The sequence below is a fragment of the Plantactinospora sp. KBS50 genome (assembly GCF_002285795.1).
Taxonomy (GTDB): Bacteria; Actinomycetota; Actinomycetes; order Mycobacteriales; family Micromonosporaceae; genus KBS50.
Genome location: NZ_CP022961.1, coordinates 5,968,951 through 5,987,832, shown reverse-complemented (window position 1 = coordinate 5,987,832; position 18,882 = coordinate 5,968,951). Strand labels below are relative to the sequence as shown.

Sequence of the window (18,882 nt, the reverse complement as noted above, 5' to 3'; positions counted from 1 at the left end):
ACGGTGATCAGGCCACCTGACCATTGATTTTGACCGTCGTTTGCTCGATGAAGGGGTCACCAAGATGACTGGTATCGGTCCCGGTGATATCGAGCCCATCCGTCGGCTGAAGGTCGCCGATTCGGTCGCGGCCCAGTTGGAGCAGCTGATCACCCGCGGCGACATCAAGCCGGGTGAGAAGCTGCCGCCCGAGCGGGTCCTCGCTGAGCAGTTCGGTGTCGGGCGCAGCTCGATGCGCGAGGCGATCCGCGTGGTCGAGGCCAACGGACTGCTCCGCACCGACCACGGCCGTGGCGTCTTCGTCGTGAGCGACAAGAAGACGATGCCGAAGCTTTCCGATCTGCTGGTGTTCGACGACTTCACGGTGCCCGAGCTCTTCGAGGTGCGGTTGTCACTCGAGCCGGACGCGGCGAGCTTCGCCGCCCGGCGGATCACCGCGCAGGAGGCCGCCAACCTCCAGCGGATTCTGGCCGAGGCCGAAAATCCGCAGCTGAGCGACGACGCGTTCGTCAAACTCGACGCCGCGCTGCACCGCGCGATCGTCGAGGCCACGAAGAACACGTTGCTGGTGCGGCTGATGGAGAGCATCGAACCGCTCTTCTTCAAGTACTCACACCGGGTCATCCAGTTGCCCGGCCGGCGTGCGCACGCGCACGCAGGACACGTCGCGATGTGTCAGGCGATCATCGGGCACCGGGTGCGGGACGCGCGATCGGCCGCGCTGAGTCACATCCGCGACGTCGAGCGCGACATCGCCGAGCACTTGGAGCGGACGACCGAGCGTCCGTGACACCAGGCACGAAAGGGCGTCGCCATCGGCGATGCCCTTCGGCGTGTCACAGGAGATCCAGCTTCTCCTGACGGAAGCCGGCCGGGCCGCCGGCCGGGCGCCGCAACGGTTCCGGAGCTTTCGGCAGGGCCTCGAACTGTGCCATGTCGTGTCCGGTTACGAGGAGTGCGTCCATCGCCTCGGCCAGAGCGGTGAGCCGGTGCATCGAGTGCACAGCCGCCAGGGTGTCGGTCGCGATCCCTGGCGGCAGGTCGTCGTCGATGCACCGGACGGTGTTGATCGCGTCGCCGGCCAGGATCACGTTGCCCAGGTCGGGAACGTCCCACAGGACCACCGACTGATGGCCCGGCGTGTGGCCCGGCGTCATCATCAGCTGGATGCCGGGCAGCATGTGCCAGTCTCCGTCGGCGAGCGTCCAGTCCGTCGTGCTGAGGTCGGCCCGCGCGTACCCCTTGCCGGCGTGCCCGTCCGGGTTGTGCGCCCACCGGTGCTCCGCGAGCTGTACGACGTGGACCGCGGTCGGGAAGACGCGTCCGCCGCCGGCGTGGTCGTGGTGCAGGTGCGTGTAGACGACGGCCCGAACGTCCCGTGGGGTAAGCCCGAGCAACGCCAACTGCTTTGCCGGGTGCTGGTGGGGCGCGGTCCGCGGGCGGGAGGCCGCCGCCAGTTCCGGTCCCCAGGTGGCGACAGGATCGTCGATGACGCCGGGATCGTTGCCGGTATCCACCAGGACGTACCCCGAGGTGGTGCCGACCAGGAACATCTGGACCGGTACGACAATCCGGCGACCGGAGCCGGAGCCGGGCACGACGGAACTAGGTTCGACTTCCAGCACGCCGCCGTCGAGCAGGTGAACCGACGTCACCGACGACTTCATGCCGCTCCCTCGGCGCTGATGTGCAGGCAGCGCATCAGCAGCGCCATCGAGGTGGCACCGGCGTCGACGTGACCGCGGCTGCGGTCGCCGAGGTAACTGCCTCGGCCCATCCTGGCCACCATGTCGGCGGTGGCGTCTCGGCCCTCCTCCGCCGCCGTGGCGGCGCGGTCCAGGGCGGTCGCGAGGCCGGCGGACCGGGTGGCGGAGGATTCCAACTCGGCCACGGCCGGATGGAGCGCGTCGACGAGCGTCTTGTCGCCGGGAGAAGAGCCGCCGAGTTCGCGGATGCCCGCCACGGCGGAGACGAGCCCCTCGGTGAGGGCGGTCAGATCGAGCGCGGTCCGGCCCTCGCCGACCGCGCTCAGCCGCAGGAAGAATGTGCCGTACAGCGCCCCGCTGGCGCCGCCGACCGAGTTGACCAGGGCCATGGCGACGGCATCGAGCTGCTCCCGGATGTCACCGAACCGATCGTCCCGCAACGCTTTTCGTACGGCGGCGGCACCCTGGCTCATGTTCGAGCCGTGCTCACCGTCGCCGGTGGCGGAGTCGAGCTCGTTCAGATGGGCCTCGGCGGCCTCGACCTCGCTGCAGAAGCGCTCCAGCCAGGCGGTCACGGCGTCCTGTGACAGTGTCGTGGTCATCTCACGCTCCCCAGCGCAGTGTCGGAGTGTGCACGGGTCGGTCCCAGAGATCGAGCAGTTCGTCGTCGGCCTGCAGCACCGTGAGCAGGGCGCCGTGCGAGTCGAGCGACGTGATGTAGTCACCGACCAGACTCCGGACGGGCTCGGCGTGCTTGACCAGCCGGTTCCGGACCGCGGCAAAGAGGCCGTACAGCTCGACGGCGGGGGTTGAGCCGAGGCCGCTGAGCATGACCAGGACACGACTGCTCGGCTGTAGTTCCAGCTCGACGGCGACCGGATCGAGCATGACGTGGGCGATCTCGTCGACCGATGGCAGCGGACGGCGTTCGTGGCCGCGGTCGCCGCCGATGCCGACGCCCACCTCGTATTCGCCCTCGGGCAGCTCGAACGTCCGTCGTCCCGTCTTCGGGTGGGTGCAAGGGCTCAACGCGACGCCGAAGGTGCGGCTGCGCGCGACGACCCGGCGGGCCACGGCGGCGACTTCGTCGAGCGTGCGGCCCTGCTCCGCGGCGGCGCCGGCAATCTTCTCGACCAGCACCGTGGCGCCCAGTCCACGGCGGCGGGCGGCGAGTTCCGCTGGGAACGACGCATCGTCGTTGACGAGCACCTTCTCGATCCGGATTCCCCTGCGGCGCAGGACCTCCGCAGCGAGACCGAAGTTCATCACCTCACCGCCGAAGTTCTTGACGATGTAGAGAACGCCTCCGCCGTGGTCGGCGCGGACCGTCGCCGCCATGATGGCGTTCGGCACGGGGGAGGAGAACACCTCGCCGGGGCATGCTGCATCAAGCATCCCGAGCCCGACGTAGCCGGCGTGCAGCGGTTCACAGCCCGAGCCGCCGCCGGAGACGAGACCCACCTTGCCGGGAGCGACCGGTGCGCGGCGTACGAGGATGCGGTGCTCCGCGTCGTACTCGATGACGTCGGGATGAGCGGCCGCCAGGCCGCGCAGATAGTCCGGGACGACCGCCGACGCGGCGCCCATGATCTTCTGCATCCTGCCGGTCCCCTTTCTGCGGGAAGAACCCAATCGACCCCTTGACTTTGTGGCCCGGATCTCAGGATATTGGTCGGACCACCCGATCACAAGACCAGTCGTATGCAGAGAGGAGCAGGAATGAAGGCGTCCCCAGCGCCGGTCGAGGCACAGCGGCCCGCAGCGGCTCCGCACCTGCGCATGACGGACATCCACAAGCGCTTCCAGGGCGTCCAGGCACTGAACGGGGTGAGCCTGCTGGTGCGCAGCGGCGAGATTCACGCCCTGCTCGGTGGCAACGGTGCAGGCAAGTCGACCCTGCTGAACGTGCTGTCCGGCCTCGTCACGCCGGACTCCGGCCGCATCGAACTGGCCGGCCACGAGGTGTCCATCGGGCATCCCCGCGAGGCGCAGGCCCTGGGCATCGGCACGATTCACCAGGAACTGTCCACCGTGCCCGACCTGACCGTGCTGGAGAACATCTTCCTCGGCCGGGAAGGGGTGCTGGCCGGCAAGGGCTCGCCGTTCGTGAACCGCCGGCAGATCGCCCGGCGGATCCAGGAACTCGCCAGCGAGTTCGGCATCACGAAATCCGAGCTGTGGCGGCCGGTCAACGAGTTCGGCGCGCTGAAGAAGCGGGTCATCGAGATCGTCAAGGCGCTCGCCGTACCGCCGAAGGTGCTGATCCTCGACGAGCCGACGTCCGGACTCGAAGAACACGAGAAGACCCTGCTCTTCGAGCACATGCGCAGCCTGCAGCGCCGCGGCGTAGCCCTGATCTGGGTCACGCACCACCTCGACGAGGTGTTCGGATTGGCCGACGTGGTGACGGTGATGCGCGACGGGTGCACGATCGCGCGCACCGAGACCGCCAGGCTCAGTCAACGCGAGCTGGCCTTGCAGATGTTCGGCGGCGACGCGACCGAGCTGATGGAGGCCGCCGACGCCGTACCCGCACGGCGGCGGGTCGTCGGCGACGACCCGCATCCACGACTGCGGGCGCTGAACCTGAGCCGGCACGGGGTGCTCCGGGACATTTCCTTCGACGTGGAGCGTGGCGAGATCCTCGGCATTGCCGGGCTCGCCGGCGCCGGGCGGACCGAGTTGGCGCGAGCCCTGATGGGCCTGGACAGACTCAACTCCGGCCGGATCGAGATCGACGGGAAGCCCCGTCGGCTGCGGCATCCCAAGGCGGCGTACAAGGCCGGCCTGGCGATGGTTCCCGAGGACCGCAAGCAACTCGGGATCCTGCCCGATCTGTCGGTGGCCGAAAACATCTCGATCTCCGAGCTCGGCTCGGTCACCGCGGGCGGTGTACTGCGATCGCGGCGGGAGCGGGCGCTTGCCGACTCGTACATCAAAGGCCTGGGAATCAAGACACCCGGACCGGCCGAGTTGATCCGCAACCTCAGCGGCGGCAATCAGCAGAAGGCGATCATTGCCCGCTGCCTGAACACCCAGCCGTCGATCCTCATCTTCGACGAGCCGACCCAGGGCATCGACATCCATGCCAAGGCCGAGGTCCACCGCCTCATCCGGGACGTCGTGGCGAAGGGCACCTCGGTCATCGTCATCGCGTCCGAGTTCGCCGAGCTAATCAGCCTGTGCGACCGGGTCGTCGTGATGAACCGCGGAGCGCTCGTCGGCGAGATCCGCGACATCCCCAAACGGGTGGCGACGGACGGATACGACGCCGTCAAGCATGCCATCATCGACAAGGCATCGAGAGCTGACCGATGACAAACCTCCGCTCGGGCGCCGCCCGGATCCTCGGGATCGAGGGCGTACCCATCCTCCTCGCGTTCACCGCGGTCACCGTCGGCTTCGCCCTGGCCGTGCCGTCGTTCGCCGACCATGACTCGGTCAGGTACTACCTGAACGAGGAAGTGCCGATTTTCGTCATCACCGCCGGGCTGGCCCTGGTCATCATCGCCGGCGGGATCGACCTCTCGGTCGGCGCCGTCCTCGGCCTCAGCGCCGGAACCTCGCTGTGGGCGTCGATGCAGGGGTTCAACCCGCTCCTGTCCGTCCTCGTCGGAATCGGCACAGGGCTGACCTTTGGGCTGATCAACGGCCTGGTGATTGTCAAGCTCCGGCTCAACGACTTCATCGTCACACTGGGCACGCTCAACGTCGCGGCCGGCCTGCTCGTGGTGCTCACCGACCATGTCCAGCTGGTCGGCACCCGCGACCAGAGCTTCCTCGGTATCGCCGGCTCATCGGTCGGCGGCGTCACCAGCGCCATGGTCCTCGCCGGCCTCGTCATCGCTGCGCTGCACCTGGTGCTCGTGAAGACCGCGATCGGCCGCCGGATCCGGGCGAGCGGCATGGGCAGCGCACCCGCGCTGGTGGCCGGCCTTGACGTCGGGCGGCTGAAGATCTACGCGTACCTTGTCTCCGGCGGCCTGGCCGGGTTCGGCGGTGTCCTGCTCGCCGCCCGCCTCAACTCCGTCCAGGCCGGCATGGCCGGCGGCTACGAGCTGATCGCGATCGCCGCCGCCGTGCTCGGCGGGGTGAGCCTGGTGGGCGGTCGCGGCGGGATCTGGCAGGCCGCGCTCGGCGCGTTGCTGCTGGTGACCCTCAAGCAGGGCTTCCGGCTGATGGGCGTCGATCCGCTGATCTTCTCGATCATCACCGGTGTCTGCATCCTCGTCGGCGTGATCGTGGACCGCGGTGTCCGCCGCTTCGCCCTGACACTGCGCACCCCCAAACCCGTTCAGGATCCGGCCATTGAATTGCAACCGGCGACAAGTAAGGGGCGATGATGATCACCCTCACCCCCGAGCGGGTGTCCGCCACCACCAACGAGCGGGTCTCCGCGGTTCGCGTCCGCATCCTGCGCGATCCCTCGTTCGGGATCCTCGCCCTCCTCGTCGTCGTGTGCGCGGTGATGGCGTTCACCGAGCCGGCATTCGCGACGGCCGGCAACCTCACCAACATCATCAACGCGATGATCACCGTGAGCTTCCTGGCGATCGGCATGACCGTGGTGCTCATCGCCGGCGGCCTCGACCTCTCGGTCGGGTCGGTGATGGCCCTCAGCGCCGGCGTGGCGGCCAGTTGCCTCAACAACGGGATGCCGCTGGCCGTCGCGCTTCTCGCCGCGCTGGGCGTCGGCGCCGGCATCGGTCTCGTCAACGGGCTTCTCATCACCAGGCTCGGTATCCCCGACTTCATCGCGACGCTGGCGATGCTCGGCCTGGCCGGCGGGGTCCTGCTCTACTGGACGGCCGGCGTGCCGATCCTTGGCTACATGACCGATGCGTACTACTACATCGGCGGGTTGCGGCAGATCCTCGGGCCGATCACCGTACCCATGTTGCTGGTCCTCGCCGTCAGCGTCGCGGTCTCGCTCGTCCTGCGCCGCACCACCTACGGCGTGCGGTTCTACGCGGTCGGAAGCTCACCGAGCGGCGCACAGAACGCCGGCATCCGGGTCGACCGCACCAAAATCGCCGCGTACGTGATCAGCGGGCTGATGGCCGCGATCGCCGGCATCCACATAGCGGGCCGGACGACCACCGTGCCGCCGCTGATCGGCAACGGGTACGAGATCAGCGCCATCGCCGCGGCCGTGATCGGCGGAGCCTCACTCTTTGGCGGCAAGGGCCGGGTGGTCGGCGCTCTGGTTGGTGCGCTGACCCTGACGCTGACGCGCAACATCATCAACTTGACCGGCGTCGAGTCGAGCTGGCAGACGGTGGTCACCGGCCTCGTACTCATCCTCGCCGTCCTGGCAAACCAGGCGTGGAGCGGCATCGCCCGCTCGATCGGCGCACCCCGTAACTGAAGTACCGCACCCCCCGTCCGCAACGCAGTACCACACCCCACAAGGAGATAGTCATGCCCAACTTCGATGGAGTCTCGCGCCGGCGGATGCTGCGCACAGCCGGGCTGCTGGCCGGCGCCGGCGTCGGTGGATCGCTGATTGCCGCCTGCTCGCCCAACGGCGAATCGGCGCAGTCGCGCGGCGGCGGTACGGCGGCCAGCGAGTCGTTCGACGACGCGATCAAGAAGATCGTCAACGGCAGGGAAATCAAGGTCGGCTTCACCCCGCCGGTCCTCTCCGAGAACTTCACCCAGATCGAGCACGCCGCCTGGCACCGGATGAACGAGTACGAGCAGCGGTTCGGCTGCAAGTGGGTGTGGGAGCGACAGGCGCCGGTCGGCGACTTCAACGCCGTCCAGGGCACCCTTGGCATCGTCCAATCGTGGGTCTCCCGCAAGTTTGACGCCATCGCGGTCTGCACCGGTGCCAACTTCGCCACGGTGCAGAGCCTGTACCGCGACGCGACCAGCAAGGGCGTGAAGATTTACCAGTTCAACCAGCCGGCCGAGCTCTACCCCGAGGACCAACTGCAGACCGTCACCAACGTCGGTTACGACAACCGCTGGCAGTCGGGCTACCTGGCCGGCAAGTACATCGCCGAAAAGCTGAAGGGCAAGGGCAACATCCTCCAGATCTGGGGCCCGTCCGGCTCGGACTGGACCCGCGGCCGCAAGATCGGCTTCGACAGGGCGCTCGCCGAGAACCCGGACATCAGGGTGGTCGGCCAGGCCGACGGCGGTTATGTGCGTGACAAGGGCTTCGCCGCCGCGCAGGACCTGCTGACCAAGAACAGCGACGTGAACGCGATCTACGGCGAAAACGAGGAGATGGCGCTCGGCGCGTCCCAGGCCATCGACACCGCCGGCCTCAAGCACTGGGACGGCACCAACGGCGTCCTGACCATCGGCGCCGACGGGCTGGTCTCCGGCTACAAGCAGATCAAGGCCGGCAAGCTCACCGCCACCGTCGATATCGGTGGCGTTGACCAGGGCCAGAACCTCATTGAGGCGATCTTCGTGACGGCGGTCCTTGGCCAGTCAGTCACCCAGATCATCAACAACCCGACCCAGGTCGTCGACAAGACCAATGTGGACTGGCACCAGAGCTACACCGAGTGGGCTCTTGCGGCACCAAAGAAATACGGCGCCTGACGCGCCGGCCCACCATCCGACAGCAACAGCCACGAGGCGAACGGTGAGTTGAGCATGAAAATCGCAGGCGTTCGGGCATATGCCGTCGGACTGCCCCTGAAGGAGAAGCTGCGCTGGGGAGCGATGGCGGTGGGTACCAAGGGTGGCATCATCGTCGAGGTCAGCACCAGCGACGGTTCAGTGGGCATCGGCGAGGCTGGCTTCTCGGCCGAGTACTTCGCGACCGTCGGCCCGCTGATCAACGAGCAGCTCGGTCCGATGATCACCGGCCGTGACCCGCGGGACATCGGCGCGCTGTGGCACAGCATGATGCGGGCGACGCACATGTGGGGCCGCCGCGGCGTCGAGACGTACGCACTGAGCGGTATCGACATCGCCCTGTGGGATCTGATGGGCAAGACCGCCGGGCAGCCGGTCCACCGGCTGCTCGGCACGTCGCAGCACTCGGCGCGGGCGTACTTCGCACCCTCGCTGAAGCCGGTCGACCAGGCTGTCGTCGAGGCCAAGGAGGCGGTGGCTGCCGGCTATACGGCGATCAAGCTGCGTGTCGACGGCGATCTCCACCAAGCGGTCCACCTCGTGCAGTCAGTGCGCACAGCGGTCGGCGCCGGGATTGAGCTGATGGTCGACGCCAACATGGCATATGACCGCAGGGGCGCCCTGACGCTGGCCAAGGAACTGCACGACCTCCGGGTAGCCTGGCTGGAGGAGCCGATCATGTCGCACAGCCTGTCGCAGTACGTCACCGGTCACTCGTGGCTGGCTGACCGGGTGGACATCCCACTGGCCGGCGGTGAGTCGCTGCTGACGCGGTACGAGTACATCGACCTGATGTCGAAGTTGCCCTTCGACATCGTCCAGCCGGATGCCGCCAGCGTCGGCGGGATCTCCGAGCTCAAGCGGATCGCGGACATGGCCGGCGCCTGGAACCTCAAGTGCGTCCCGCACATCGGCTGCTCCTCCGGCACCGGTATCGGCATCTACGCCGGGTTGCAGGTCATCCTCAGTTGCGACAATGCGCCGATGATCGAGTTCGACGCGTACGGCGGTCTCGGCTGGGAGGGCTTCCTCGTCGATCCGCCGGTGGTCAAGGACGGCCGGGTCTGGGGCAGCGAGGAGCCGGGCATCGGGGCGCGCATTTCCGACGGCGCGGACGAGCGCTTCAGCATCCAGATCGGGGCGTGACCGTGGCGAACTCCCTACAGATCGGGCGGGTGCTACCGGTCCTGGTCATCCAGGACGCCGGCAAGGTCGGCGCGCTGGGCGACGCATTGGTCAAGGGTGGGCTTACCACCGCCGAGGTGACGCTGCGGACCACGGCCGGGATCGACGCCATCCGGGCCCTCGCCGGCCGCGGGGATCTCGTGGTCGGCGCGGGCACGGTGCTCACCGCCGAGCAGGCCGAGCGGTCGATCGCGGCCGGGGCCCGATTCGTCGTGACCCCGGGCTTCGCGCCCCGCGTCGTCCGTGTCTGCCAGGACGCCGCAGTGCCGGTGTTCCCGGGTGTCGCCACCGCGACCGAGATCCATACGGCCCTCGACGCCGGGCTCGGCGTCGTCAAGTTCTTCCCGGCGCAGCAACTCGGCGGCGTCGCGATGATCAAGGCGTTGTCGGCCCCGTTCAGTGGGGTGCGGTTCATCCCGACCGGCGGCGTCACCCCCGCCCTGATCCCGGATTACATCGTCCTCCCGGCCGTCCTCGCGGTCGGTTCGACGGCGGTCGCACCCACCGACATCATCGCGGCGGAGCAGTGGGACGAGATCACCACTCGCGCTGAGCAGGCCGTCGCGGCGGCGGGCGGTGCGGCATGAGCGTCGTCAACCCTCGACCCAAGGCCGACTGCCGGTACGACCTCGTGTCGCTCGGCGAGATCATGCTGCGACTCGACCCTGGCGAGGGCCGCGTCCGTACCGCCCGCAACTTTCGCGTCTGGGAGGGCGGCGGCGAGTACAACGTGGCACGCGGTCTACGGCGTTGCTTCGGGCTGCGGACCGCAATCGTCACCGCGTTCGCCGACAACGAGGTCGGCCGGCTCCTGGAGGACCTCGTTCTGCAGGGTGGCGTCGACACCAGCCTCATCGCGTGGATTCCCTACGACGGGCTCGGCCGGACTGTCCGCAACGGGCTCAACTTCACAGAGCGTGGCTTTGGCGTACGCGGGGCGGTCGGCACCTCGGACCGAGGCCACACCGCGGCCGGGCAGCTCAAGCCGGACGACGTCGACTGGGACCACCTCTTCGGCACCTTGGGCGTGCGGTGGCTGCACACCGGCGGCATCTACGCGGCACTGTCGGAGACGGCCGCGCAAACCGTCGAAGTGGCGATGACGGCCGCACGCCGTTACGGCACGATCGTGTCCTACGACCTGAACTACCGGCCCAGCCTGTGGAAGTCCGTCGGCGGTCAGGAGCGTGCTCGCGAGGTCAACAGGCGCCTCGCCCGGCTCGTCGACGTGATGATCGGCAACGAGGAGGACTTCACCGCCTGCCTCGGTTTCGCCGTGCCGGACACCGACATCCACAGCGGCGCACTGGACGCCGGCAAGTTCCGGACGATGATCGGGGCGGTGGTCGAGCAGTACCCCAACTTCAAGGTCGTCGCGACCACGCTGCGTGGCGTACGCAGCGCGACCGTGAACGACTGGGGTGCCGTCGCCTGGGCGGCTGGTGAATTCGCCGCGGCGACCGACCGCCCCGGGCTGGAGATACTCGACCGGGTCGGTGGAGGCGACAGCTTCGCCTCCGGCCTGATTTACGGTCTGCTGGAGCGGGACGGCGACCTGGCCCTCGCCGTCGAATACGGCGCGGCACACGGCGCCCTGGCGATGACCACCCCCGGCGACACGTCGATGGCCGGTTTCGCCGAGGTCGAGGCCCTGATGAGGGGAGCTGGTGCCCGCGTGCAGCGCTGAGATTACGGGCGCAAGACCTCGGACCGCTCACAGGCCGGGAAGGCGTCCTCCCAGCGCTGGCGCAGTCGGGGTGGCAGCCGGAGGATGGGCCAGGGCCGCCGGAGGAGGTCGGCATCGAGTCAGGTGTTGAGATCCTCGACGGTGCTGGCCTCGGTGAGTACCACCTTGTACATGCTGGCCAGGCGCGCGGGCCGGCTCAGGTCATACTCGGCATGCCCGGACCAGTCGAGATGACGCGGGAGCGTCACCGTGCCCACGGTTGGGCCTTGTAGTGCGGTAAGGGCCGCGGTGGAGTCTCTACGCGAGTTCGCACAGCGCCACCTCTGCTGATCTTGGTTGTTTAGGCTGGTAGGGGGTCTTGTCGCGGGTGCAGGCCCAGAGGACGTTGAGGCGTTGTCTGGACAGGGCGGCGGTGGCTTGGCGGTGGGTCTTCCCTCCGGCTCGTTTCTTGTCGTAGTAGGCGCGTGATCGTGGGCAGTGGGTCAGGGCGGTGAAGCTGGACATGCTGAACACCCGTCGCAGGCCACGGTGGTAGCGGTGTGGCCGAATCTGGTGGCCCTGACGGCTGCCAGAGTCGCGGGAGATCGGGGCGAGGCCGGCGTGCGCGGCGAGGGCTGCGGCGCTGGGGTAGGTGGTGAGGGTGCCGGCGTGGGCGAGGAACTCGGCGGCGAGGGTGGTGCCGATGCCGGGCAGGCTGGTGACGATCTCTCCCAGCTCGTGCTCCGCGACGATGCCGGCGATGGTTTCCTCGATGGCGGCGATCCGGTCGTTGACCGCTTCCAGGTCGGTGGCCATCTGCGCCACGGTCCCGGCCGCGGTGGCCTCTCCGGCGACGGGGACGGTCTGCGTCCGCGCGGCGGTGAGGACTTTGACGGTCAGCGCCTTGGCGGCCCGCACGCCGTGTTGGCGCAGGTAGGCCAGGATGCGGGCTTCGCCGGCACGACGTAGCCCGGCGGGGGTCTGCCACTGTGCCAGCAGCCGGAGCGCGCGTTTACTGCGCAGGTTCAGCGCCTTCTCCAGCGCTGGGCTGATCATGGCCAGGAGGTCTTGGATGCGGGCGGCGATACGGACCCGGTCGGCGACCAGGTCCAAGCGGCGGGAGACGAGCAGCTTCAACTGCTGCTGCACCCCGTCCGCGAGGGTGAGGGTCGGTAGGTCGCCGCGCATGCGCAGGGTCTGGGCGATGACGTACGCGTCGTGAGCGTCGGTCTTGCGTTCGCCGTGGAACGCCTCCGCCATCCGCGAGGTGACGGTGCCGCTGACGTAGCGCACGTCCGCGCCCCGGTCGAACAGAACCGCCAGCAGCAGTGCCGCGGGTCCGCCGCGTAGGTCGACGGCCCAGCGGATCGGCTTGCGGCGTTTATCGAGCCCGGCGATGCCGGAGATGGCCTGCTGGTCGTTGGGGATCTTCCCGGACATCACCACGGTGCCGTCGTCGTCGACGACGCAAACGTGGTGGTGGGTCTCGCCGACGTCGACGCCGGCCCACAGACTGCCCACCGGGCATCACCCTCTTCGGTTGTCTGGTCAAGGGGCGTGGACCCGCCGCGGTTCAGTAGCCACAACTTCGGAAAGGGCGATCGGTCGCAAGTCTCCATCCAGTGCTGATACAGCGGTCATCAGCGAGGGCCGGGGCGTCCTACTCCAAGCTGGCCATGACATCGGCAGCACACACCCAGACAGTCACCCGACCCTCCGGGTCCACCCCAGAAACGACACACCTCGATGTCCGGTTGCGGGTCCCGACGGACGCCTCCAGCCCGCCGTCGCCGGGGGTGGCGACCCTCGGCGCCATGCCGCCCGGCCCACTGCGGCGGGTGGCGACATGCCGGCAGATACCCTAGGGGGTATTTTTTGATGGCGAAGGGAGGTGCCGAGATGTCCCAGGATGCCTCTGAGCAGGAGAGTCACCCAACGGCGCACCACGGTGGGCACCGTGGGCATGACAAGCACGCCGGGCACGACCCGGAGGCGTTCCGGCGCAGGTTCTGGCTGACCTTGGTCCTCACGGTGCCGATCGTGGTGACCAGTCACATGGTGATGGACTGGTTCGGCTACCGCTTGGACTTTCCCGGCATCGAGCTGGTCGGGCCGGTGTTGGGAACCGTCGTTTTCGTGTACGGCGGCTGGCCGTTCCTGCAGGGCGCGGTCCGGGAGGTACGGGACCGGGCGCCGGGCATGATGCTGTTGATCGCGATGGCGATCATGGTGGCCTACGTGGCGTCGCTGGCCACCGCGGTCGGCGCGTTCGACCTGGACTTCTGGTGGGAGCTGGCCGCTCTGGTGACCATCATGCTGCTCGGTCACTGGCAGGAGATGAAGGCCATCGGCCGGGCCCAGGGGGCACTCTCCGCGCTGGCCGCACTGCTGCCCGACGACGCCGAACGCATCGGTGAGGACGGCCAGCCGCAGGCGGTGTCCGTCACCGGCCTGCGCGTCGGCGACGTGGTGCTGGTCCGCCCGGGTGGCCGGGTGCCGGCCGACGGGAAGATCGTCGACGGGGCCGCCGAACTGGACGAGTCGATGATCACCGGGGAGTCCAGGCCGGTGGCACGGAGCGTCGACGACCGGGTGGTCGCGGGCACGGTCGCCACCGACGCGGCGATCCGGGTCCGGGTGGACGCCGTCGGCGACGACACCGCCCTCGCGGGCATCCAACGGCTGGTCGCGCAGGCGCAGCAGTCCAGCGGGCGGGCGCAGGTGCTCGCCGACCGGTTCGCCGCCTGGCTGTTCTACATCGCCACCGCCACCGCGGCCATCACCCTGGTTGTCTGGACCGTCGTCGGGAACCTCGACGAGGCCGTCGTGCGCGCGGTGACCGTGCTGGTGATCGCCTGCCCGCATGCCCTGGGCCTGGCCATCCCCCTGGTGATCGCTCTGTCCACCGCCGTGGCGGCCAAGGGCGGCATCCTGGTCAAGGACCGACTCGCGCTGGAGCGGATGCGCACGGTGGATGCGGTGCTGTTCGACAAGACCGGCACCCTGACCCGCGGGGAGCACGTCGTGACCGGGGTGGCCGGGACCGGCGGCACCGGCGATGACGGGGTGCTCGCCGTGGCGGGCGCGGTCGAGGCGGACAGCGAACATCCCCTGGCCCGGGCGATCGTCGCCGCCGCGCAGCAGCGGCAGCTGTCCCGGCGGGCGTCCGGGTTCCGGTCGCTGACCGGACGCGGCGTGCAGGCGGAGGTCGACGGCGTCACGTACGCCGTGGGCGGCCCGGCGCTGCTGCGCGAGGTGGACGCGACAGTGCCGGAGGACCTGGCCGCCCGTACCCGGGAATGGGCCGGCCGGGGATCGGCGGTGCTGCACCTGCTGCGGACCGACGGCGACCGGGCGGCTGTGGTCGGTGCCCTCGCGCTGGACGACGAGGTCCGCCCGGAGGCCCGGCAGGCCATCGCCGACCTGCGCACGCAGGGCGTCCGGAAAATTGTGATGATCACCGGGGATGCCCGGCCGGTCGCCGACGCGGTCGCCGCCGACCTCGGCTTCCGGCCCGGCGAGGACGAGGTGTACGCGGAGGTGCTGCCCGCCGACAAGGGCGACGCGGTGGTCGACCTGCAGAAGCGGGGCCTGCGGGTGTCCATGGTCGGCGACGGGGTCAACGACGCCCCGGCCCTGGCCCGCGCCGACGTGGGTATCGCCATCGGCGCCGGCACCGACGTGGCCATCGAGTCCGCCGGAGTGGTTCTGGCCTCGTCGGATCCACGCGGGGTGACCGGGGTGATCGCCCTGTCCCGGGCCTCCTACCGCAAGATGATCCAGAACCTCGCCTGGGCCGCCGGCTACAACGTCGTCGCCCTCCCCCTCGCCGCCGGGGCATTGGCCTGGGCCGGGGTGACGCTCAGCCCCGCCGTCGGGGCCGTGCTCATGTCGGCGTCGACGATCGTGGTGGCGCTCAACGCCCAACTGCTGCGCCGGGTGCGGCTGCGCCCATCGGATACGCGATGACCTGGTTCGCGACGCGGATCGGCAGGCGGCCGGTAGCGTGGTGGCCGTGACCGGTGTGTCGGCGGTGCGAGGCGGATGGCTCGTCCGCTTCGTGCTGCTGGCGGCCACCCTGACCGGCCTCGCGGCCATGCACAGTCTGGGCCACCAGCCTGTCGGGGCCGGCCCGCACCACGGGCGGCCATGCCCACGGACACGCACGGGGATGCGCAATCGGGAGCGGTCCTGACGGCGGTTGCCGCGATGGACGCCGCGGTCTCGCCTGGGTGTGCCGGGGAAGGGTGCGCCGGACTGGCCGCCGCGCCGGGAGGCTCGCCCGGACACATGCCCGGGTGGGCGGTGCGCCTGGCAGTCGTCGGCGCGTTCGGGGTTTCGCTGGCGTTGGCGGCGGCTCTGCTGCTGCGCCCAACGGGCGTCACCTCCCGCGACCGTAGCCAGCCGTCCGTGGCGGTTTCCCGCGGCCCGCCGGCGTGGTCCCCGATGGGCAATCGCGTCGCCGCGATGTCGGTGCTGCGCATATGGAAGCGCCCCGCGGCGGTCACCTTCCGGTGACCACGCGCCCGCTTCCGCGTATGTTCACCGATTCCGAAAGGCATACTTCGTCATGTCCCGTACCTTCCTGCGTCCTGGCCGGCTGCGGCAGCAGCGACGACCACGACGCTGCTGGTAACGGCCACGGCCTCGCCCACCGCCACCGCCCCGGCCGACAGCACCCCGGCCGCGGTGCACAACGCGGCGGACGTGATGTTCGCGCAGATGATGATTCCGCACCACCAGCAGGCTGTGGCCATGGCAGACCTGGCCGCCACGAGGGCCGCCGACTCGCAGGTCAAGCAGCTCGCCACCCAGATCAAGGACGCCCAGGCGCCGGAGATCGCCACGATGAGCGGCTGGCTGACCACCTGGGGCACGCCGAGCGGTGCGCCCACCACCATGCCGGGCATGGACCATGGCAGCACCGCCATGCCGGGGATGAACCACGGCGGTAGCGCCGCCCCGACCAGCTCCGCCATGCCGGGGATGGATCACGGCATGCCGGGCATGATGTCCGAGGCTGACATGACCCGGCTGGCGGCGACCTCGGGCCGGGACTTCGACCGGCAGTTCCTCACCATGATGATCGCCCACCACGAGAGCGCGATCACCATGGCCCGGACCGAAGCCGCCCAGGGCGCCAACAGCGACGCGAAGGCGCTTGCCGGGCGGATCGCCACCACCCAGCAGGCCGAGATCGACACGATGAAGACCTTGCTGGCCCGGATCTGATCGGTGCCGGCGCACTGGATTACGGCCAGTTTGCCGGCGCGCAAGGTGTCCTCATCGCGCCCTCGCGTGGAAACCGACCGCGTGCCCGCGATGCAGGCACGACGACCGCCTCGGCGGTCGGCAGTTCGGATACCGAAGCCTCACTGCCCGCACACGGCTTGCCTCGCAAATCGAACGCGGTTCGCCGCGCAGATCGAAAGCTTGTCTCCTACCAGGTGCCGCGCCCACATCGCAACCGATTCCAGGCCGCGCCGCAGCCCTGGCTGACACACGCGTGGTGCTGAGGGGAGCACGCCAAGCAGGCGAGGGACCCCTACCACCTCCGTTGATCTTGACGGTCAGCGTGTCCGGCGGGAGCCTCGCGTCAGCGGAGAGGCTTGCTGATTCGGGCTCCGAAATGCGGCCCAGTTCTTCCAGCCGGCGCGGTCGGGCAATCGGGGAGCTCAACAGCCACAAGCAGGAGAGGGCACCACCAACCGCGGCGATGATCAGGGACCCGGGAGTGATCGTCGATGACGGTGTGCACGAACGCGCGCCCGCCGAGCTGTACCGCTCCGAGGCGTTGCATCAGGGCCGAAGTCGGCGTAACGCTGGGCTGCCTGCGCGACCGGCCAGGGCTCGTCCACGATGGCTTCCTGGTTGTGGAACGGGTTCCCAGACAGCTCGAGTGCCACAACCGGAGCCTTTACTCGTCCACAACTCAGGCCGAGACGTCGTCACACAACCTCGACCAGCCTCCCTGGACACCACACCCAGCCAATAGGCCTGCCATGGGAACCGTGATGCCCGTGCGCGACATCCGTGAAGCCGCCGACCTGCTCGTCGCTTCGACCTCCGACCTGAACACCACCGGCCGTACGGTCGGCGCGCAGCCGACGGGGGCGGTCGTAAGCCGAAGGCGTGTGCGGGCCGGGGTCGCCACTGTTCGAGCGAGCGGCCCGTGGCAGTGCGAGACGGTAGTTGTCAAGTCAAGTTGAGACGGTTTGTGCCTGCTGGGTTGGCTGGTTGATCCAGGCCTGCTCGGGCAGCTTCGGGGCGCGTGGCCGACGGGTGAACCGGTCCGGGTGAGCGGCGTGGGCGGCGTCGAGGGCGCGTTGGCGGTGCTCACGAACCTGCTCCGCGGTGCCGTAGTGCACCGACGCCGGGGTGTGCCAGCCGATCCCGGAATGCCGATGCTCATGATTGTAGGCGGTGAAGAACCCGTCGCAGAACGCTCTCGCGTCGGCGAGGGACCCGAACCTGGCCGGGAAGTCCGGCACATACTTCATCGTCTTGAACTGCGCCTCCGAGTACGGGTTGTCATTCGACGTCCGGGGTCGGGAATGCGACCGGAGGACACCGAGGTTGACGAGCATCTCCGACACCGGCTTCGACACCATCGCGCCACCACGGTCGGCGTGGATCGTGTGCGGCTCGATCCCGTTACGGCCGATCGCGGCGGCGAGGAAGTCACGGGCCACGACCGCGTCCTCGGCGGCCGCGACCAGCCAACCCACGACGTAGCGGGAGTAGATGTCGATGATCACGTAGCATCGGTACCAGACGCCCTTCACGTGCCCCTTCAACGCGGTGATGTCCCAGGACCACACCTGACCGGGCCCGGTCGCGACCAGCTCCGGCCGTACCCGGGGTGGGTGGGTCGCCAGCCGGCGTCGTTCCCGACTCTGACCGGCCGCACGCGCGATCCGGTACATCGTGGACATGGAGCAGTGGTAGCGGCCCGCGTCGAGTTCCCGCGCCCACACCTGAGGAATCGCCAGATCGGCGTAGCCGGGCGAGTTCAACACCGCGAGGACCCGGTCACGTTCGGCCGTGCTGAGCGTCCATGGTGGCGGGGTCCGGGGCAGCCACGGCCCGTGTCGCGGTCCGACCGGCCGCGCCCGCCGGTAGTGGGTCGCCCGCGAGGTCCCCGCCAACGCGCACGCCCGCTGGACCGGGACATCCGCGTCGCGCAGCTCGGCGAACGCGGCGGTCAGGATCTCCTCGGCGGGTTGTCGTTGTCCGCGCTCCCGGAGAGTTCTTCCAAGAGCGCGTGCGCTTTTCCCATGATGTCCAACGCCATCCGGGTCTTTGTCAGGTCCGCCCGCAGTTTCTCGTTCTGCTGGCGCAGCTTCTCCAACTCGATCTGGTCCGCGGACTTTTTCACCCGTGGCGCAGAGGGGGCGGCGGTATCCGTTTTCCCGCCGCTGTCGACGTGGCCGAGGTGCCCGGCGTTGCGGGCCCGTGTCCATTCGATGATGTGTGACGAGTACAGGCCTTCCCGGCGCAGGATCGCGCCTTTCTCGCCGTTCGGGGCGTTCTCGTACTCGGCGACCATCGCGAGCTTGTACTCCGGGCTGAAGACCCGCCGCGACGGCTTCGGCGCCGGGTCGGCCCCGCTGCCGGTGGCCGGCTGCTTGCCAGATGAAGTGGACACGTACACAAGGATCTCCGATCCCCGTCCTCAGGTCAGCACCCCACTCACACGGGGTGTCTCACACCATCCTGACCGAGAGG

The 18,882-nt window shown here is 69.1% G+C and carries 16 protein-coding genes and 1 pseudogene; 10 read left to right on the top strand and 7 right to left on the bottom strand.

All coding sequences use genetic code 11. From position 1 onward, the window contains the following. Positions 1-64 precede the first annotated feature (64 nt). Entirely contained in the window at positions 65-790 is a 726-nt protein-coding gene (locus CIK06_RS25895) for a FadR/GntR family transcriptional regulator (RefSeq protein WP_095566994.1), read from the top strand. Between the two features lie 46 nt (positions 791-836). Here CIK06_RS25895 and CIK06_RS25890 read toward each other — a convergent pair whose 3' ends face one another. From CIK06_RS25890 to CIK06_RS25880, 3 genes are read right to left on the bottom strand one after another with little or no spacing between them, the layout of a single operon-like run. Further along, on the bottom strand, positions 837-1,667 hold the full coding sequence (locus CIK06_RS25890; protein WP_095566993.1) for an N-acyl homoserine lactonase family protein: 831 nt from the start codon (positions 1,665-1,667) through the stop codon (positions 837-839). Beyond that, entirely contained in the window at positions 1,664-2,308 is a 645-nt protein-coding gene (gene dhaL, locus CIK06_RS25885; protein WP_095566992.1) for a dihydroxyacetone kinase subunit DhaL, read from the bottom strand. The genes CIK06_RS25890 and dhaL overlap by 4 nt, the downstream gene beginning before the upstream one ends. 1 nt (position 2,309) lies before the next feature. Beyond that, a complete protein-coding gene (locus tag CIK06_RS25880) occupies positions 2,310-3,293 on the bottom strand; it encodes a dihydroxyacetone kinase subunit DhaK (protein WP_232533869.1) in 984 nt (327 codons plus the stop codon). Between the two features lie 132 nt (positions 3,294-3,425). Between CIK06_RS25880 and CIK06_RS25875 the strand changes: the two genes are divergently transcribed. From CIK06_RS25875 to CIK06_RS25845, 7 genes are all read left to right on the top strand, one after another. Further along, positions 3,426-5,024 carry a sugar ABC transporter ATP-binding protein gene (locus tag CIK06_RS25875; protein ID WP_198348020.1) on the top strand — a complete coding sequence of 533 codons (1,599 nt, stop codon included), beginning with the start codon at positions 3,426-3,428 and terminating at the stop codon, positions 5,022-5,024. A gap of 95 nt (positions 5,025-5,119) precedes the next feature. Then, positions 5,120-6,049, top strand: a complete 930-nt coding sequence (locus CIK06_RS25870) for an ABC transporter permease (RefSeq protein WP_157756952.1) — start codon at positions 5,120-5,122, stop codon at positions 6,047-6,049. Then, on the top strand, positions 6,046-7,074 hold the full coding sequence (locus tag CIK06_RS25865) for an ABC transporter permease (RefSeq protein ID WP_095566988.1): 1,029 nt from the start codon (positions 6,046-6,048) through the stop codon (positions 7,072-7,074). The genes CIK06_RS25870 and CIK06_RS25865 overlap by 4 nt, the downstream gene beginning before the upstream one ends. 53 nt (positions 7,075-7,127) lie before the next feature. Then, the gene (locus CIK06_RS25860; protein WP_095566987.1) at positions 7,128-8,264 is read left to right on the top strand and encodes a sugar ABC transporter substrate-binding protein; all 1,137 of its coding nucleotides are present in this window, start codon (positions 7,128-7,130) and stop codon (positions 8,262-8,264) included. Positions 8,265-8,318: 54 nt separating this feature from the next. Continuing rightward, on the top strand, positions 8,319-9,449 hold the full coding sequence (locus CIK06_RS25855; protein ID WP_095566986.1) for a mandelate racemase/muconate lactonizing enzyme family protein: 1,131 nt from the start codon (positions 8,319-8,321) through the stop codon (positions 9,447-9,449). Then, positions 9,446-10,075 carry a bifunctional 4-hydroxy-2-oxoglutarate aldolase/2-dehydro-3-deoxy-phosphogluconate aldolase gene (gene eda, locus CIK06_RS25850; protein ID WP_095566985.1) on the top strand — a complete coding sequence of 210 codons (630 nt, stop codon included), beginning with the start codon at positions 9,446-9,448 and terminating at the stop codon, positions 10,073-10,075. Before CIK06_RS25855 ends, eda begins: the two co-directional genes overlap by 4 nt. Further along, positions 10,072-11,175, top strand: a complete 1,104-nt coding sequence (locus CIK06_RS25845) for a sugar kinase (RefSeq protein WP_095566984.1) — start codon at positions 10,072-10,074, stop codon at positions 11,173-11,175. Before eda ends, CIK06_RS25845 begins: the two co-directional genes overlap by 4 nt. Positions 11,176-11,177: 2 nt before the next feature. Here the strand turns inward: CIK06_RS25845 and CIK06_RS32640 are convergent. Both CIK06_RS32640 and CIK06_RS25835 read right to left on the bottom strand, forming a co-directional pair. Next, positions 11,178-11,456, bottom strand: a pseudogene (locus CIK06_RS32640) (hypothetical protein); the annotation flags it as partial. A gap of 16 nt (positions 11,457-11,472) precedes the next feature. Then, a complete protein-coding gene (locus tag CIK06_RS25835; RefSeq protein WP_095566983.1) occupies positions 11,473-12,675 on the bottom strand; it encodes an IS110 family transposase in 1,203 nt (400 codons plus the stop codon). 378 nt (positions 12,676-13,053) lie between these two features. On the opposite strand from CIK06_RS25835, the gene CIK06_RS25830 reads away from it, so the two are divergent. After that, on the top strand, positions 13,054-15,123 hold the full coding sequence (locus tag CIK06_RS25830; RefSeq protein ID WP_095566982.1) for a heavy metal translocating P-type ATPase: 2,070 nt from the start codon (positions 13,054-13,056) through the stop codon (positions 15,121-15,123). Positions 15,124-15,843: 720 nt separating this feature from the next. Further along, on the top strand, positions 15,844-16,386 hold the full coding sequence (locus tag CIK06_RS25820) for a DUF305 domain-containing protein (RefSeq protein WP_232533868.1): 543 nt from the start codon (positions 15,844-15,846) through the stop codon (positions 16,384-16,386). A 968-nt stretch (positions 16,387-17,354) separates the two neighbouring features. On the opposite strand, the gene CIK06_RS25815 is transcribed toward CIK06_RS25820, so the two are convergent. Together CIK06_RS25815 and CIK06_RS30325 are read right to left on the bottom strand one after the other, a co-directional pair. Then, a complete protein-coding gene (locus CIK06_RS25815; RefSeq protein WP_232534377.1) occupies positions 17,355-18,341 on the bottom strand; it encodes an IS3 family transposase in 987 nt (328 codons plus the stop codon). Between the two features lie 17 nt (positions 18,342-18,358). Beyond that, the gene (locus CIK06_RS30325; protein ID WP_198348410.1) at positions 18,359-18,802 is read right to left on the bottom strand and encodes a transposase; all 444 of its coding nucleotides are present in this window, start codon (positions 18,800-18,802) and stop codon (positions 18,359-18,361) included. Between the last annotated feature and the right edge of the window lie 80 nt (positions 18,803-18,882).

Excerpts from the sequence above, each read along its gene's own strand:
- CIK06_RS25895 (WP_095566994.1), top strand. The coding sequence starts at position 65 with ATGACTGGTATCGGTCCCGGTGATATCGAGCCCATCCGTCGGCTGAAG.
- CIK06_RS25890 (WP_095566993.1), bottom strand. The coding sequence starts at position 1,667 with ATGAAGTCGTCGGTGACGTCGGTTCACCTGCTCGACGGCGGCGTGCTG.
- dhaL (WP_095566992.1), bottom strand. The coding sequence starts at position 2,308 with ATGACCACGACACTGTCACAGGACGCCGTGACCGCCTGGCTGGAGCGC.
- CIK06_RS25880 (WP_232533869.1), bottom strand. The coding sequence starts at position 3,293 with ATGGGCGCCGCGTCGGCGGTCGTCCCGGACTATCTGCGCGGCCTGGCG.
- CIK06_RS25875 (WP_198348020.1), top strand. The coding sequence starts at position 3,426 with ATGAAGGCGTCCCCAGCGCCGGTCGAGGCACAGCGGCCCGCAGCGGCT.
- CIK06_RS25865 (WP_095566988.1), top strand. The coding sequence starts at position 6,046 with ATGATGATCACCCTCACCCCCGAGCGGGTGTCCGCCACCACCAACGAG.
- CIK06_RS25860 (WP_095566987.1), top strand. The coding sequence starts at position 7,128 with ATGCCCAACTTCGATGGAGTCTCGCGCCGGCGGATGCTGCGCACAGCC.
- CIK06_RS25855 (WP_095566986.1), top strand. The coding sequence starts at position 8,319 with ATGAAAATCGCAGGCGTTCGGGCATATGCCGTCGGACTGCCCCTGAAG.
- CIK06_RS25845 (WP_095566984.1), top strand. The coding sequence starts at position 10,072 with ATGAGCGTCGTCAACCCTCGACCCAAGGCCGACTGCCGGTACGACCTC.
- CIK06_RS25830 (WP_095566982.1), top strand. The coding sequence starts at position 13,054 with ATGTCCCAGGATGCCTCTGAGCAGGAGAGTCACCCAACGGCGCACCAC.